This window comes from Terriglobales bacterium, from assembly GCA_035561515.1.
GTDB lineage: Bacteria > Acidobacteriota > Terriglobia > Terriglobales > Acidobacteriaceae > DATMXP01.
Genome location: DATMXP010000043.1, coordinates 66,712 through 83,760, shown reverse-complemented (window position 1 = coordinate 83,760; position 17,049 = coordinate 66,712). Strand labels below are relative to the sequence as shown.

Annotated in this window: 14 protein-coding genes; 5 read left to right on the top strand and 9 right to left on the bottom strand. The window is 56.5% G+C overall.

The annotated features are described in order from the left end of the window. Positions 1 to 7: 7 nt before the first annotated feature. The 5 genes from VN577_19255 to VN577_19235 form a co-directional block, all read right to left on the bottom strand. Positions 8 to 544 carry a metalloprotease family protein gene (locus VN577_19255; protein ID HWR16975.1) on the bottom strand — a complete coding sequence of 179 codons (537 nt, stop codon included), beginning with the start codon at positions 542 to 544 and terminating at the stop codon, positions 8 to 10. Beyond that, positions 544 to 1,596: a hypothetical protein gene (locus VN577_19250; protein HWR16974.1), complete on the bottom strand. Its 1,053-nt coding sequence runs from the start codon at positions 1,594 to 1,596 to the stop codon at positions 544 to 546. The genes VN577_19255 and VN577_19250 overlap by 1 nt, the downstream gene beginning before the upstream one ends. 131 nt (positions 1,597 to 1,727) lie before the next feature. Further along, complete coding sequence (ahcY, locus tag VN577_19245) at positions 1,728 to 3,038, bottom strand: adenosylhomocysteinase (protein HWR16973.1); 1,311 nt, start codon at positions 3,036 to 3,038, stop codon at positions 1,728 to 1,730. A 71-nt stretch (positions 3,039 to 3,109) separates the two neighbouring features. After that, positions 3,110 to 4,285, bottom strand: coding sequence for a methionine adenosyltransferase (gene metK / locus VN577_19240; protein ID HWR16972.1), 1,176 nt, complete (start codon positions 4,283 to 4,285; stop codon positions 3,110 to 3,112). A gap of 196 nt (positions 4,286 to 4,481) precedes the next feature. After that, the gene (locus VN577_19235; protein HWR16971.1) at positions 4,482 to 5,405 is read right to left on the bottom strand and encodes a RodZ domain-containing protein; all 924 of its coding nucleotides are present in this window, start codon (positions 5,403 to 5,405) and stop codon (positions 4,482 to 4,484) included. 293 nt (positions 5,406 to 5,698) lie between these two features. Here VN577_19235 and VN577_19230 point away from each other — a divergent pair, with 293 nt between their 5' ends. From VN577_19230 to VN577_19220, 3 genes are all read left to right on the top strand, one after another. Then, the gene (locus VN577_19230; GenBank protein HWR16970.1) at positions 5,699 to 6,751 is read left to right on the top strand and encodes a sensor domain-containing diguanylate cyclase; all 1,053 of its coding nucleotides are present in this window, start codon (positions 5,699 to 5,701) and stop codon (positions 6,749 to 6,751) included. A gap of 170 nt (positions 6,752 to 6,921) precedes the next feature. Further along, entirely contained in the window at positions 6,922 to 8,304 is a 1,383-nt protein-coding gene (locus VN577_19225) for a radical SAM protein (protein ID HWR16969.1), read from the top strand. 94 nt (positions 8,305 to 8,398) lie between these two features. Beyond that, positions 8,399 to 8,908, top strand: coding sequence for a class IV adenylate cyclase (locus VN577_19220; GenBank protein ID HWR16968.1), 510 nt, complete (start codon positions 8,399 to 8,401; stop codon positions 8,906 to 8,908). On the opposite strand, the gene VN577_19215 is transcribed toward VN577_19220, so the two are convergent. The 4 genes from VN577_19215 to VN577_19200 all read right to left on the bottom strand — a co-directional run bounded on the left by VN577_19215 (position 8,909) and on the right by VN577_19200 (position 13,006). Continuing rightward, positions 8,909 to 9,892, bottom strand: a complete 984-nt coding sequence (locus tag VN577_19215; protein ID HWR16967.1) for a hypothetical protein — start codon at positions 9,890 to 9,892, stop codon at positions 8,909 to 8,911. 134 nt (positions 9,893 to 10,026) lie between these two features. Next, entirely contained in the window at positions 10,027 to 12,105 is a 2,079-nt protein-coding gene (locus VN577_19210; GenBank protein ID HWR16966.1) for a M13 family metallopeptidase, read from the bottom strand. A gap of 85 nt (positions 12,106 to 12,190) precedes the next feature. Next, the gene (locus VN577_19205) at positions 12,191 to 12,580 is read right to left on the bottom strand and encodes a hypothetical protein (protein ID HWR16965.1); all 390 of its coding nucleotides are present in this window, start codon (positions 12,578 to 12,580) and stop codon (positions 12,191 to 12,193) included. Then, positions 12,581 to 13,006 (bottom strand): hypothetical protein, encoded by a 426-nt coding sequence (locus VN577_19200; GenBank protein ID HWR16964.1) that lies wholly within the window; start codon positions 13,004 to 13,006, stop codon positions 12,581 to 12,583. Between the two features lie 232 nt (positions 13,007 to 13,238). Here VN577_19200 and VN577_19195 point away from each other — a divergent pair, with 232 nt between their 5' ends. Beyond that, complete coding sequence (locus tag VN577_19195) at positions 13,239 to 14,918, top strand: CTP synthase (protein ID HWR16963.1); 1,680 nt, start codon at positions 13,239 to 13,241, stop codon at positions 14,916 to 14,918. A 272-nt stretch (positions 14,919 to 15,190) separates the two neighbouring features. Then, entirely contained in the window at positions 15,191 to 16,939 is a 1,749-nt protein-coding gene (locus tag VN577_19190; protein ID HWR16962.1) for a PQQ-binding-like beta-propeller repeat protein, read from the top strand. The last annotated feature ends 110 nt before the right edge of the window (positions 16,940 to 17,049 follow it).

Here is a 17,049-nt window from a genome sequence, read left to right as displayed (position 1 = left end):
CTCTCGGCTACGCCAATGCCTTGAAGATTGCCAGCGGTCCCAAAATTCCAACCGCCAGCCCATACCCCAGGTCCGCCCACACTACGCGCAGGAAGTTCAACGGATAAAGGACAACCACAATCGGATAGCTCAGGATGGCAAGCAGATTCCCCTTCTTCGCATACTGCGGAGCCAGTTTCCAGATGTGCTTCAAATCCACGGTCGACGGAAACGCGTGCATTCCGATCGAGATGCCAAGCCAGTAGAAGAAATAACCGAGATAGTCGTCGATCTTCAGTTCCCAGATTGGAAGGAACGCCGCAAGGCAGAAGACAAGGCAAAGCAGCGTGTTCACGAAAAACGGTCCCATGCTGACCAGGAATGTCTTCTTGAAGTCATCTGTCTGCTCGTGGATCACATACCCGGCCGGATTCGAGAGCTGGAAGAATTTCACGTCGAAGACGGCCAGTCCGGTCATACGGCAGAAGAGCAGGTGTGCAGCCTCGTGAATGATGACCCCCGGGAACGTGGCGAGTGCAATCAGGAATCCGGGAATGATGACCATTACTTGCCCTCCTGCTTCTGGTTCGGCCGGTACTTGCGGTTGTACTCCTCGCGCGAGATGATTTCTCGCGAATCCAAACGGTGCATGATTCGCTCGTAATATTCCTGGTATTCAGTCGTCTGTGTGTCATCGGTGGCCAGATCGCGGGCTTTTGCCAGCATCTGCTCGGCGTCGGTTCGGAATTGCGGCTCCCCGGTGACCGCGTATTTGCATGCAAGCGCGCTGGCTACCTGTGCGGTGGACATCGAGTCCGGCTTCGTGCGGTACGACTCCTGCGCCAGCGAAAGGAACTTGTCGTAATCCTTGTGATCGAAGGCGAGCCCTACCTCGAAAACTTTCTTTTGCTCGCGTGGGACCTGCCATTCCGGATAATCCTTAATAGCCTTGTCCAGAAGCTGCATGGCTTCTTCTTCGTTATGTTCTTCGATGTACTTCTTCTGCGCCGATTCCACCTCTTCAAATGCGGTCATGAAGCGATCAAAGAGCGGTTTCACCTCATCGAACAATTCAGAATTGTCGAATTGTCCGTCGTGATGTTTTTTTGCGGCGGCCCATGCCTGCTCTGGCTGCCCTGCCAGTAGATAGCTCTTGGCAAGCAGCAGGACGCACTTCTCGCACTCCGGAGCGGCCTCAGCCACCGGCGTCAATAACCGAATCGCCTCGGGATAGTTCCTGGCCTTCAGTTGGCTTTCGCCCCGGTACAGATTCTTGCCAAGCCGGAAGTACTTCGCGCCATTCGCGAGTGCCACCACCAGCAGTACCAGCGCAAGCGCGAGACCTGCCTTCAGCCAATTCGGGAAGGGATAGTTGTAGACCTTTTCCCGGCAGGTCGGACAAAAAGGCAACCCGCCGACCTTCGGCAATTCGCTGCTGCCCCAATCCGTCGAACAATTGGCGCAAATAGTCGGGTCGATGATGGAGTGGATCTCACCCTGTTTTGCCGCCTCTGCCGCATTGCTGGCACATGTCGGACAATAGATCTTTCCGGCAAACTCGTTCATTTGTCCGATCGGCTGTTCGGTGGCACACGTTGCACATGTTGCTCTGCGCATGGTTGCGCATTATCGCCGAAGTTCGAGGGAAATCCAGTGATTACTAAGGTCATTGCCGGAACTGGAACGATCGAATACAAAAAGCAATGCGGCAGACTTGGGATCTGCCGCCTCTGAACTACCGATTCGTTCTATGTGCCTTCCGACCACCCTGCCAGGTACTCTTCCTGTTCCGGCGTCAGACGATCGATCTTGATTCCCATCGACTCGAGCTTCAACTTCGCAACGCGCTTGTCGAGCTCGTCTGGAACCTTGAACACCTTCTTTTCGAGGCTCTTGTGGTTCTTCACAAGGTAATCGACCGAAAGCGCTTGGTCGGCAAAGCTCATGTCCATCACCGACGGCGGATGTCCTTCCGCGCTCGCCAGGTTGATCAGACGGCCTTCACCCAGAAGGTTGATCTTGCGGCCGTCCTTCATCGAGAACTCTTCGACGAAGTTACGAGTGGTCCGCTTCGAAGACGACATCTTCTCCAGTGCCGGAATATCGATTTCGACGTTGAAGTGGCCGGAGTTCGAAATGATCGCGCCATTCTTCATCACTTCGAAGTGGTCCTTCGCCAGCACGTTCTTGTTGCCGGTCACGGTGCAGAAGACGTCGCCGAGTTTCGCGGCTTCGTGCATCGACATCACACGATAGCCATCCATCACGGCTTCCAGCGCCTTCGTCGGATCGATTTCGGTCACAATCACTTCCGCGCCAAGTCCGCGAGCGCGGGCAGCAAGACCGCGTCCGCACCAGCCGTAGCCGGCAACCACGAACTTCGAACCCGCAAGCAGGAAGTTCGTCGCGCGCACGATACCGTCAATCGTGGATTGACCGGTGCCGTAGCGGTTATCGAACATGTGCTTGGTGTCGGCATCGTTCACGGCGATGATGGGATACTTCAGCACGCCTTCCTTGGCCATCGCGCGCAGGCGGATGACGCCGGTCGTCGTCTCTTCCGTACCGGCAATAATGCCGTCCACGACGTCGGTGCGCTTCGTGAGCGCGATCGACACGAGATCTGCGCCGTCGTCCATCGTGATGTGCGGCTTGTGGTCCAGCGCCGACATGATGTGCTGGTAATAAGTTTCGTTATCCTCGCCTTTAATCGCGAACACCGGGATGTTGTAGTCGCGCACGAGGCAAGCGGCCACGTCGTCCTGGGTCGACAGCGGGTTCGACGCGCACAGCGCCACATCGGCGCCGCCGTCGCGCAGCGTGATCATCAGGTTCGCTGTCTCAGCGGTTACGTGCAGGCAAGCCGCGATGCGGATACCCTTCAGCGGCTGATTCTTGATGAACTCTTTGCGGATGATCTGCAGAACGTTCATCGACTGGTTTGCCCAATCGATTCTCTTCTTGCCAAGATCCGCCATTGCGAAGTCTTTTACGTCGCAAGGAACGGTGGTTGTTGCGGAAGTCGCCATACTCTCCTGTTTCGCCTTCGATGTTGCCATTGAAATCGTGTCTTTCATGAAAACCCGGCACCGAAGTGCCGGGCCTTGGATTCTTGCTCGCTACCGAGCGTTTATTTTTTTGCTGCTACGACTTCGAGTCCGGCAGCAGAACGCAGGGCAGCAGCCTTGTCGGTCGCTTCCCAGGTGAAGTCCTTGTCGTCGCGTCCGAAATGTCCGTACGCAGCTGTCTTGCGGTAGATCGGACGGCGCAGGTTCAGTGTCTCCATGATGCCCTTTGGGGTCATCTTGAAGTTCTTGAACACCAACTCGGCAATCTTCTCGTCGGAAACTTTGCCGGTGCCGAACGTATCCACCAGCACGCTGACCGGATCCGCGACGCCGATGGCATACGCCAACTGCACTTCGCAGCGGTCCGCAAGTCCGGCAGCCACAACGTTCTTCGCGATGTAGCGCGCCATGTAAGCGGCCGAGCGGTCAACCTTGGTCGGATCCTTGCCCGAGAATGCGCCACCGCCGTGACGGCCCATGCCACCGTAGGTATCCACGATGATCTTGCGGCCGGTCAATCCGGTGTCGCCCATCGGTCCGCCGATTACGAAGCGGCCCGTCGGGTTGATGTGGTACTTGGTGTCCGCATCCAGCAGGTTCGACGGAATCACAGCCTGGATCACGTGCTTCAGGATGTCGGCACGAAGCTCTTCGTTCGTCACCGTCTCGGCGTGTTGCGTCGAGACCACGACGGCATCCACGCGGATCGGCTTGTGGTTATCGTCGTATTCAACTGTGACTTGGGATTTGCCATCAGGCCGAAGGTAGGGAAGCATGCCGTTCTTGCGAACCTGGCTCAACTTCAAGCAGAGTTTGTGGGCCAGTGCAATCGGGGTCGGCATCAGTTCGGGCGTTTCGTTCGTCGCGTAACCGAACATCATGCCCTGATCTCCGGCGCCGCCTGTGTCCACACCCATCGCGATGTCGCCCGACTGCTTGTTGATGGACGAAATCACCGCGCAAGTATTCGAATCGAAGCCGAACAGAGCGTTGTCGTAGCCGATGGAACCCACCACGCCCCGTACCAGCGACTGGAAGTCCACATAAGCTTTGGTCGTTATTTCGCCGGCGATAAATACCGTGCCAGTACAGGTCAGCGTTTCGCAGGCAACACGGCTGTAGGGGTCCTGCTCCAGGCAGGCGTCGAGGATTGCGTCAGAAACCTGATCGGCAATCTTGTCCGGGTGACCCTCGGTCACCGACTCGGACGTAAACAAATAGCGTTTCTTGGATGGCAACTGAACTTCCTCCTGCAAAACTTTGGACGCTACTGAGGGGGGATGAAGCGTAGGCCACAAAGATTAAATAGGGCGTACAACAAATTAACAAGAAATCACGGTTTCAGCAATGTTTCCCTTGGTTTACGGGCGAAAATACCGTAAGGAATCGTGCCAATTTACGCAGCGAAGCGCTGCCGTGGGTACCTGAATGGCGTTATTCGTACCCGGATGGGGTGAACGTTATTTTGCGTACATCCTGGCCCTTGCCAAGGTTCTCCACCGGTTTGCCGTTATAACTCACTTCCACCCCGCCCGCCTTGCCCAGCACCATCTCGATTTTGTCTTTCCCCTTGAAGGCCTTCTCGGTTCCAGCCGAGAGCGTGCCGCTCACCAGCAGCTTGCCGTCAACTTTCACCGAGATCCACGATTCGGAGTTGACCTTCATAGTCACTTCAAACGGCGGTCCGCTCGGGGTCGCTGCCGGGTTCGGTGTCTTCAGCGTCGCTTGTTGCGCTTCCGTAACGGGTTTCTGTTCTGGTGTTACAGGGGTGGTCTGCGGGGCCGCCGTCGTGCCCTCCGCTGGTGCAGTTCCCTCGGGAGGAGCTCCTTCGGAAGGCACCCCTTGAGCCTGCGCGGCCTGCGCCGCCGCGGCAGCGTCGGCGCGCTGTCGCTGCTGCACCTGCTGCTGGGCTGCGATCTCTGCCTGTCTGTGCTGTTCTCGCTCGACTTTTTTCTTCTGGTAGACGTTGTACCCGCCGTACGCCAGTACTGCGACCAGCACAATCGCGGCAATGGTGCCCCACTGCGACTTCGGCTCAATGGAAATCTCTTGCCCCTCACTGTCCTTTTTTACGGGTGGCTTCGAGAATTCCACCTTCAACTTCTCTTCGCGAGCCGCTTCGGTCTCGTGCGAGGCCGCCTCGTACTCCGCAACGATGTGCTCCTCGTCGATGCCGAGGAACTTCGCGTAGGCCCGTACAAATCCTTTGTTGAAGATGCCGCCGGGAAGTTGGTTGAACTTTTCGTCTTCGAGGGCTTTCAGGTTCCTTGAGGATATCTTTGTGGCGGCAGCGATTTCCTCTAATCCGATGCCTCGCATCTCTCGTTCACGACGAAGGCGATCGCCAAATGTTCCCACCGCCGACTCCCTGGACCTTTAGCAAGTAAAATGGAAGAAATCCGCCGTCATGATAGGTATCCGGACGAACGGGTGTCAAACAAAAACCAGTGTAAGTACCGAATCGCCAAAGAGTTGGAGCGTTTTACTCAAACGCTCAGGCCGGTCTTTACCTTATGCTGGATGCGTGGAGGTACCGGGGTGTCATCTAAACGAAAGTTACTACCCGGTATCGAAGTGAGTTATTGCTGAAGAACGAGCAGCGAAAATATAATTCGCCGCACGGCACCCCAGCAGAGGGGAAATCCGCTTTCATGACCCAGGGCGCAGGCATCGATCGGGCTCGCCAGTTACACGAGTTGAACATCTTCCACGATGTCGCGAAGGCGCTGACGTCATCGCTGAACCTCGACTCCATCCTTCAGACCATCATGGAGAAGGTCGCGGAGTATTTTCGTCCGGATACCTGGTCGCTGCTGATGGTCGACGAACCCAAGGACGAACTCTACTTCGCCATCGCTGTCGGCGATGCTGCTGAAGCTCTGAAAACCGTTCGCCTCAAAATGGGCGAGGGAATTGCCGGATGGGTTGCTCGCCACGGGGAGCCGCTCATCGTCCCCGATGTCTACAACGATCCTCGCTTTGCCAAGCGCATTGACGAGATGACCAAGTGGAAGACCCGTTCCATCGTCTGCATGCCGCTCAAGTCGCGTCAGCGCGTACTCGGCGTCATTCAGCTCATCAACGTCGGTCTGAGCGAGTTCGACGAAAATGAAATCTTCTTCCTCAACGCATTGTGCGACTACGCTGCCATTGCCATCGAGAACGCACGTGCGGTGGAAAAGATTCAGGAACTCACCATCACCGACGATTGCACCGGCCTCTACAATGCCCGGCACCTCTACAAGACTTTAGAGGCAGAGGTTTACCGCTCCGCACGTTTCGGCTACGAGTTCACTGTTCTGTTCATCGATCTCGATCGCTTCAAGCAGGTCAATGACACCCATGGCCATCTGGTCGGAAGCAAGTTGCTCGCCGAGGTCGGATACGCCATCAAAGCTCATCTCCGCCTGATTGACTATGCTTTCCGTTATGGCGGCGACGAGTTCGTCATTCTGCTTCCACAGACCGGCAAGGAATCAGCGACCGTTGTCGCCCGTCGTCTGCTCGACTTCTTCCGCACCACCGAGTTCCTGAAGGACGAGAATCTCAATCTGAACATCCGCGCCAGCTTCGGTCTCGCCAGTTATCCCGAAGACGCCAAGAGCGCGCACGAGATCATTCGTCAGGCCGACGAGATGATGTACGTGGTTAAGAATTCCACTCGCGATAACATCGGCATCGCCCAGCAGGGTTTGCTGAAGTAGCCTGAACTCAGCCGTTTGCATCAGGATCTGTGCAGTTTTTCATGTTCCTGCTCATCCCTTCTTGATTCGATTCCTTGCTCTCTCAGCCGTTTTCGAGCGTTATACTGTTCCAAAAAGGCGGCGCCCTGCCGCGGAGGGTAACTGAAGGGTTTTGCTGGAAAGGAGGACTCATGGCATCACCCGCCAAGTTCAGAATCGATGTGGCGATTCACGACCTTCTCATGAACACTGCACCGCAGCCGCCGAAACCTGCGGTGGTCACAGGTGAGGCTTTACCGGAGCCAGTGTTTCCTCAGTATCCGGAAAAGTTAAATGATCCCGGACCCGAAGTTCCCCCCGAGCGGCGACCATGGGGACTGAAGAAAATTCGCCGTACCGCTCGCGGTTGGCTGATGCCTTACATCAAGTCTCGCGTCCTTCCAGGCGATTTCCATCCCATTACGTCGTACCTCTTCGTTGATTACAAGTGCAACCTCGATTGCTGGTATTGCTGGGCGTTCGACAACAAGGTCAAAGGCATGACTGAAGACGTGGCCAAGCGCTCCATCGACTGGCTTCACGCCAATGGTTGTCGCGTGCTCGCGCTGATGGGCGGCGAACCCCTTCTGCGCCCGCAGGTCGCTCACAAGATTGTTTACTACGCTGCAAAAAAAGGCTTCTGGATCTACATAGGAACGAACGGCCGGTTGCTGCGTCCCGAAGTTTGCGATCGACTCGCTGACGCTGGCGTTTCGGTCTTCAACTTCGCTCTCGATGCGTGGGATCTCAAGCCCGGACTGCCCAAGGCGCTCGTCCCGGCACAGAAGAACCTGGAGTACGTGTTGCGCAAGCAGTATGTCTACGACTACATGGTGTTCTTTAACATCAACATCTGTAGGAACAATCACGAAGACGTACGCATGATCACCGAGTATGCGCGCGAACATCGCGTCGCTACCGATTACCACATCAACGAAACGCCCATGCTTGAGCAGGATGAGCACTTCAAGCACATGAACGACAATCCTACCTACATCCGCCCGGAGGACTGGCGAGCCGTCGATGAACTGGTGGACTGGATCATCGAGAAGAACAAAGCTGGCTACCAGATGGTCAACTCGATCCAGCGTCTTCAGGAGATGAAAGCGTTCATCCGCATGGCGGCCCCGCAGGACGTTAAGAAGTACGGTTGGTACGGCGATGGAACCGCCTCAAACGGCGACGTCAGTGACCTGCTCGGCACCATGCATGGTATCGAGCACAACTCCGACGGTGAGCTTCAGTTCAAGGAATGGAACTGTCGCGGCGGCCAGAACAACGTCATCATCCGCACCGACGGTACGGTTGGGCCTTGTTTCCCGATGTATCCCGCCACGTACGACTGGGGCAACATCGACGAGCCAAAGTTCGACGCCGTCCAGATGCGCGATATGAAGAAGACGTGCCAGCGCCACTGCTTCTCCACGCTGAATCACAATCTCGCCTACTGCTACAACGACCAGCGGGTAATTAAGTGGTTATGGCAGCAGGCGAAGAACGGATTCCAGGGCGGAGCCCGCAGCTTCGAAGACTAAGTTATTTTGATTCCCGCAGGGCGGACGCTTGTCCGCCTTATTTGTTTGCTCCTCTGTAATCGACAATCGTAAATCGGAAATCGACAATAGAGTCATGCAGCACTCAATCATCGAGTTCAAAGCTCGCTCTGCCGATCACCAGCAGATTCGCGAAATCCTTAAGAACAAAAATGCCCGCTACGTCGGCACCGATCACCAGGTCGACACCTACTTCTTCGTGCCCACCGGCCGCCTCAAACTCCGTGAGGGAAACATCGAGAACTCGCTCATCTTCTACTCGCGCCCTGACCAGGCCGGACCAAAGCTGTCTGACGTCACCATGTCCGCGGTTCCGCCTGGGTCTGATTTGCGTGCAGTTCTCTCGAAGGCGCTGGGCGTCCTCGTCACCGTCGACAAACACCGCGAGATCTACTTCGTCGATAACGTGAAGATTCACCTCGACCGGGTGGAAGGACTCGGTACATTCATCGAGGTCGAAGCGATCGGAACCGAGGAGGACCTACCCCGGTTGAAGGGACAGTGTGACTCATTCCGGAAGGAATTCGGCGTGAGCGACTCGCAACTTATGCAGGGTTCTTACAGCGATATGCTTCTCGAACGCTGATTACTTCGTACGCTTTTCGAGTTTGGGCGGTTCGACAGGCCCTTCTGGCTTCGGAGCCTCAGGCTTCCATGCGGAAGCATTCTCCGGAGCCGAAGGGTTTACCCCGATGTCCCACACATAGAGGTTCATCTCCTTCTCCCCGAGCATTTCCACCACCGCATATTCGCCCGGAACAAGGTCTTGCTCCGGCACAATCTTCACCCAGCCGCCACCCATGAGTTCGCCCCTCGTGGGCACGAACGTCTGCTGCTGGCTCATCTTGCCCGTCATGGTGATTTTCAAATTGCCGACGATTCGCGAATCTTTCTTCTCTTCCATCTTCACGAATCGATAGCGTTGCTCCGCCTTCGGCGGAATCAGCAACGCGTCATCGGTACGGTCAACATTGCCCGCGGTCGGTTGCTTGTCCTTGTCGGGCTCGGGCGCATCCTCCACGTTGAAGAACACCGTTGGACGCGGCACATGCACCTGCACCTTCGCGTGCGGTCCCGGCACCTGGATCTTCTGCTTGTTGCTCGCAAACGGATTAATCGTCGCCCGGATGATGTTGCCCTTCATGTCCTTGTTGATCTCGCTCACGTTCTGGTGCAGTTCGATCAACTGCGGCACATCACGGTAGTAGTCCAACACGAAGACGCCGCCCGTAATTGGCAGACGCAGGTTCGGGGCGACCTCCGGCGTTTTCGCGTCTTCAAGTGCCTTCTCTTCCTCCAACTCCTTTTGTATCTGCTCGGAAGAGTGCGCCACGTCCTTCTTCAGGTCCTCTTCGTATTTCTTCGTGGCATCCCAGTCCACCAGGATTTTCGGGACGTCCTCCCACTCAAAGCGCTCAGCCGAAAAATAACGCACCCGGTCACCTTGGATCTCGTATTTCGTGATCACCTGGTACGAGCCATCTTTCAGGATCAAGCGCTTATTCGCCTCGGCAAAGAGCCACGAGGCAGAGAAGAGCAGCAGCACGACGATGAGTCCGCGGCGGAACATGGCCATATTCTATTACCGGATTTCCACTCCCAAGTGAGAACCCCGTCACATCCTCTGGGTTGCGGGTTACGTACGGACAAGCCCAAAACGAAAGGCGCGAACTCACGCCCGCGCCTCCGCCCAGAATTACTGAACTACCACACCCTGCACCGGTTTTCCTTCACCATCGGCTGTCCGGCCTTGCAGCCAAACGCGCTTTGGAACTCCGGCATATTCACCACCAGTCCGTTAACCCGGTACTTACCCGGCGAGTGCGGATCCGTCATGGCGCTCACCCGCTTGTTCTCCGGACGATCGTTCTCGCACGCCCACTGCGCGTAACCGACAAAGAACCGCTGTTCCGGCGTCAGTCCCTCGATAGGCATCAGCTTCTGATTCTTCGTCTGATCCTTCCACGCCATCCACGCCAGGATCAGCCCACCCAGATCGGCAACATCCTCTCCGAGCGTCAGCTTCGAGTTGATCTTGATGTCGTCCACCACCACGTACTCTGCGTACTGATCGGCGACGCACTGCGCCCGCTTGTTGAATTCGTCGCTGTCTTCTTTCGTCCACCAGTCTTTCAGGTTGCCCTTCGCGTCGAACTGCCGTCCCTGGTCGTCGAAGCCGTGCGTCAACTCATGTCCGATCGTCCCGCCCGTATCACCGTAGTTCGGGGCGTCATCCATCTTCGGGTCATACAACGGAGGCTGCAGCACGCCCGCCGGAAAGTTAATATCGTTCATCTGCGGATCGTAGTACGCGTTCACCGTCGGCGGAGACATGCTCCACTCACCGCGGTCCAGCGGCTTGCCGATCTTGTTCAATTGCCGCTTCGCTTCGAACTGCGTTGCGCGCTCCACGTTGCCCAGAAAGTCCGTCGGCGAAATCTTCACCGAGCTGTAATCCCGCCACTTGTCCGGATACCCGATCTTGTTCACCGTCGAGTGCAGCTTCTCCAGCGCCTTCTTCTTCGTCTCCGGACCCATCCACGCCAGCGTGTTGATGTCCTCTTCCATTGCCTGCTCGATCTGGCGAGTCATCGTCAACGCCTTCTGCTTCAGTTCCGGACTGAACGCACGCGCCACGAACTCCTGTCCAAGCGCTTCGCCCAACTGTCCATCCACCAGCGACACGCACCGCTTCCACCGCGGACGCAGTTGCGGAATTCCGCGCAGCGTCTTGCTGTAGAAGTTGAAGTTCTCCATCACGAAGTCGTTCGACAGATACGGTGCCGTCGCCCGCGCCGTCTGCCAACGCAGGTAGTTCTTGATCTCCGGCAACGGACGCGTCTTAAGTTGATTCTCAACTTCCTTATAGAACGCAGGCTGCGTCACGTTGAACGTGTTCTGCGGAGCCAGTCCAACGCCCTTCGTGTACACCGCCCAGTCGAAGCTCGGCGTCAGCTCCTGCAAGCCCTTGAAATCCATTTTGTGGAACAACTTGTAAGGATCGCGCCGCTCCACTCGCGTCAACGACGCCTTCGCCAGCGCCGTCTCCAGTTCCATGATCTTCGCCGCTTCTGCCTTCGCCGCATCCGGCTTGTCGCCGATCAGCTCCAGCATCCTCTGCACATGGGCCAGGTACTTCGCGCGGATATCCTTCGACCGCTCATCATCTTTCAAGTAGTAGTCGCGGTCCGGAAGGCCAAGTCCGCCGGCTTCGGCAAACGCAATCACCGACTCGGAATTCTCAAAATCCTGGTTCGATCCGAAATTGAACAGCAACCCGCCCGTCTCCAACGACAGGTGCAGGTTCGCCAGCAGCGCCGGCAGGTCCTTCACCGACTTCACCGCATCGATCTGCTTCAAATAACGCTGCAACGGCTTCGCGCCCAGCTTGTTCACCGCCCCTTCATCCATGCACGCGGCAAAGTGATCGCCGATCAACTGTTGCGTCGCGTTGCGTCCGGTCTTCTGCTTCGCCAGTTGGTCGAGAATGCCCCACAGGAACCGCTGATTTTCCTGGTAAAGCTTGCCGTACACACTCCAGCGCGCCTGGTCCGCCGGAATCGGGTTGTTCTTCATCCATCCGCCACAGGAATACTGGTAGAAGTCCACGCAGGGATCGGCCGACTTGTCCATCGAGTCCGTGTACAAGCTCGGCGTGTAAGGGAACGTCGTGATCGGCTTGTCTTCCGCCGCAGCGGGCGCCGCAGCAGATGCAGCAGGCGTGGCCGTCTGGGCGGCAAGGCTGAGGGAAAGCGCAAGTACAACGAAGAGCAGCTTTTTCATGTATGTCTCCGGTACGAAGCGCCAAGTGTAGTAGGAACCGTGCAGGGAGGCAAAGGCTCGGGGACGAGCTACGACTGCCCAACACTCAACGTTTCGGCGAGTATTTATTCACTAACCACCAGAGCAGAACCGCTACGAAAGCAAACGCAATACGGCCTATCCACATCTGCCCCGAAAAACTGTCGGTTCCCAGAACGATAAGGACCAGCAGGACGACAAGGACCAGGGAGCTGATTACGAGGTGAATTCTGTCGCGGTACGACTTGCCCATGCGCGACAGCATCAGCGCAAGGAACGCTGTACCACCAACCAAAAATAACAGCCCGATTAGCGAAACCTTGCTGAACTGAAAGCTGAAGGAAAGTTCGTCGCCAAAGATCACGACCGCAATTGTCATGAACGACACCAGGACGACGAAGGAAAGAACCATCAGCAACGGCGCTCGGCTTCCGTTTTCTGCTCTGATTTTTGCCACTCAGCTAATCCCAGTATCCATATCCCCCATCTTCTTCCGCCGAATCCCAACCCCGACCGCCCAGATCAACGAAGCGACATAGAGCAGTCCCAGCGAAAGCGCCAGGCAGCCCAGCGTTCGCCTCCCGATCTGCAACTCGGGGCCGAGCCAGTTCATCGCCAGCACACCCACAATGCACAGCGCTCCCACCGGAAGGGAGAAGAACAGAATGGGCGGAGTCACATGCGGACGCCGCCAGATCGACGGCAGCGCCAACTGGCACAGAAGGATGGAAATCAGGTACACCGCAAGCGCCACAACATTGGTCATCCACGAGCCGTACGCTCGCACAATCGACGGGGCAATCAGCTGACCGAGGATCACGCAGCCCGCTCCCGCTATCATCCAGATCAGCGAATATTCCTTCCGGAAACTCGCTTCCGACATATGCGGTACTCGCAATTGCGGCGACATAGATAGGCAAGAAGGGTAACCTGTCGCGCCGCAAATTGAAAACCGACAATATGAGCCCTTCCTCTCCACTATCCCCTATCCACCATCCACGGTTTAGGGCATAATTGGTTGTGCACCCCTATTGGTTCTTTCCTGTGACCATTGCAGCCACGGGAAACGAGTCTCGGTACACAACTCCTGAAAATCCAATACGTTTGAGGCGAGGATGGCGGCGAAATACATCTTTGTGACCGGCGGTGTGGTCTCTTCCCTGGGTAAGGGCCTGGCAGCGGCATCCATCGGATGCCTGCTCGAAAGCCGTGGGATCAAGGTCAACATGCAGAAGTTTGACCCCTACCTGAATGTTGATCCCGGAACCATGTCCCCGTTCCAGCACGGCGAAGTCTTCGTCACCGACGACGGCGCCGAAACCGACCTCGACCTCGGACACTACGAGCGCTTCACCCACGCCAAGCTCACCCGCGACAACAACTGGACCACCGGCCGCATTTACGAGCAGATCATCGCCAAGGAGCGCCGCGGCGACTATCTCGGCAAAACCGTGCAGGTCATCCCGCACGTTACCAACGAGATCAAGGCCGCCATGAAGAAGGTCGGCCAGGACGTCGATGTCGTCCTCGTCGAGATCGGCGGAACTGTCGGCGATATCGAGTCGCTGCCCTTCATCGAAGCCATCCGCCAGATGCGCCAGGAACTCGGTCGCGAGAACACCTGCTTCGTCCATGTCACGCTCGTTCCCTGGATCGCCGCCGCCAGCGAGCTCAAGACCAAGCCCACCCAGCACTCGGTGAAAGAGCTGCTCAGCGTCGGTATTCAGCCCGATATCCTGCTCTGCCGCACCGACCGCTTTCTCTCCAAGGACATCAAGTCCAAAATCGCCCTCTTCTGCAATGTGGAGGAAGAGGCCGTCATCACCGCCAAGGACGTCGGCTCCATCTACGAATGTCCGCTCATGTTCGCCAACGAAGGCGTGGACACCCTCGTCCTCAAGTACCTGCACATCGACGCCCGCGATCGCAACACCAGCAAGTGGGAAGACCTTGTTCATCGCGTCTATAACCCGAAGGACGAAGTCTCCATCGCCATCGTCGGCAAGTACGTCGAGTACGAGGATTCTTACAAGTCGCTGAAGGAAGCGCTCGTTCACGGCGCGCTCGCCCATAACCTCAAACTGAACGTGCACTGGGTCGAAGCCGAAGGCCTCGAAACCAAGGACAAGGAAGACCGCAGCTACGAATCACAACTCGAAGGCTACGACGGCGTTCTCGTTCCCGGCGGCTTCGGCAAGCGCGGTATCGCCGGCATGTTGAACGGAATCCGTTACGCCCGCGAGCGCAAGGTTCCGTATTTCGGCATTTGTCTCGGCATGCAGACCGCCTGCATTGAGTTCGCGCGGAATGTCGTCGGACTCGACGAAGCGAACTCCAGCGAGTTCGATCCCGCCACCCCGCACCGCGTCATCTATAAGCTGCGCGAACTGCGCGGCGTCGAGGAACTCGGCGGCACCATGCGTCTGGGCGCATGGACCTGCAAGATCGAACCCGACTCTTTTGCGCACAAGGCTTACGGCCAACTGGAAGTCAGCGAGCGTCACCGCCATCGCTACGAGTTCAACCGCGAATACGAAGAGCAATTGACCGCCGCTGGCCTCAAGATCACCGGCTCCACCGAAGATGGAACTTACGTCGAGATCGTGGAACTCCACGATCATCCGTACTTCCTCGGATGCCAGTTCCATCCGGAGTTCAAGTCAAAGCCACTCGAGCCACACCCGCTGTTCACGGCATTCATCAAGGCCAGCTACGAGAACCGCCAGAAGCGGCTTTCGACGAAGAAGAACGAAGAAGTGGAAATGTTCATGCGGCCGGAGCGAGTGAAGGCGTAAGCTTCTGTTTTGAAAGGGCGCAGCTTTAGCTGCGCCGAATTAGCGTGCACTATATTTTTCATTCCTCGGGGACTTTAATCCCCGAGGAACTGTTGTTATTGCAGTTGGTACCACTACCATGCCCGCCACCACCGTCCAGATCCGCAACGTCCGCGGTACATCGCTTGCCATCGGTGCCGCCGGCAATCGTACCGTTACCATCGACCCGCCACACTGCTGCGTTATGGTTAACTAACCTGGAAGTTGCCCTCCAATCGGCGTAGAGTGCTCGCATGAAACGTCTTGCGGCTATTTTGGCGTTCCTGACGATATTCTGCAGGTGTTTCCAAGCGCAGACAGACGCCGCCTCGCCTGCTATGCTGCCGCAGCTTCATACGGCTCTCGCATCCTCGCGCGATCCTCACGATCTCGTTCTTGATATCAGCAGAATCGGAGACCCCACGTCGGTTCCATTCTTAATTGAGGCGCTGGCGAAACAGGGTGACGTGCCGCGCGAGGGACCGTACGGCTCCGTTTGCACTCGTGTTCACGTGTTGGACGGCTTGCGGTCAATTACGAATCATGACGCTGGGCGTAACGCCGACGATTGGCGGTCCTGGTACGAAAAGAATAAGGACAAAACACAAGCACAATGGATCAAAGATGGGTTTGTCGAACACGGCTTTCCCGTCTCCGATCCTCCGGACGATGCATTCGTCGCTATGTTGATCCGTGCTTCGGATCCCAAGGACCAATTGGGGTACCTGCGAACGAACGCCCTGCGCCTCCTGCAGACAGTGCCTTCGGAAACTGTTGTGCGATTGGCGAAGGCGTTATGCATATCACCTGAACATGGCACCAAACGGGCGACAATCGCAGCTCTTGAAGTAGTTCAGAGTAATGCTCATCTGCAGGTCCTTCGCGACCTAACAAAAGACAATGACGTCGAGATTGCTGAGAACGCGCTCAGGACATTGAACGAGGCCCTTCGCAAGACCCTGCCGACGGTAGCTGCGGAGACGATCTGGGATGCTCGACTAGCTAAAGCGGGAGTTCACGTTCTACACGTTCTTGACGATCACACCGTTGTCGTCGGAATCGGATATGGAACTGTCGATAAGGCTCGAGTATCCAGCTTCGATCTCGTCACACGCAAGATCATCTGGACATACCCAACGAAAAAGGGTGTAAGGTCAAACGCAGTTCGGGTAAGAGACCGCCTGTACTTCGTATCCGATGATCGTGTACTTCATTGCATTTCAGTTAGAGGCAAGCCGATCTGGGCGAAGCCATTGACTTCGAATTCTGATTTCGAAGGAACTGGCCCGACGATCGTTGCGGCGTCGGGCCAGTTGTTCATTCCGGATAGCAACGCAGTATACGTCGCAACGCCGACAGGCCAGGTAGCGACGTATCAACTGGGCGAACAAGTATCCAGGGGCATGGTGCAGGGACGGCAAAGGGTGTTTTCGGCCATTCACAAAGGCCCTCTGCTGGTTTTCGACGAACCTGGCAAGCCACCAACTCGCGTGGATACCGGTCTGAAAGCGGCTGTGCTTTCCGCGTTCGGCGACACAGTTTGTATCGTGAGTTTTGGTCCCAAATACCAACTGCAATGTCTCCAACAGGAAACCCTACGCGAGTTGTGGCGAACAGATCTGCCAAACGAGCTTGGCGGGTATCATCAAATAGAACAAGATGGTAAAAACGTGTACGTTCTGGCGCAGGGCCGCGCTCTCGCGTTCGACCTCGCGACCGGCCATCGGTTGTGGGCCACCGATGAGTTCACGAGCTTTGGATTTTTCAAGACTTTCGGTTCTTTGGCGCTAACTCGCAATGGGCATTTCAACCTTGAGTGGCGCGACCCGTCTTCGGGCGAAGTTAAAGCGGTATGGGGAAAACGAAGCAGCAGATTTGCGTCGAACGTTACCCTGGTTGGCAAGAATATTCTCGCCGAGATCCGCGATAGCGGCACTGGAGGTGATGGCTTGCGGCTGTTGAGAATTCCAGACCCACTCAGAAATGACATCAACCATCACTGAATCTCTGTTTGAAGCCTGGAAACTAAACGATGCCAGGTCAATTCCTAACCCCTAACTTCTATCCCCCTTTTTACGAATTTTAAAGTCTGCAACGTCACCATCGGCGGAAC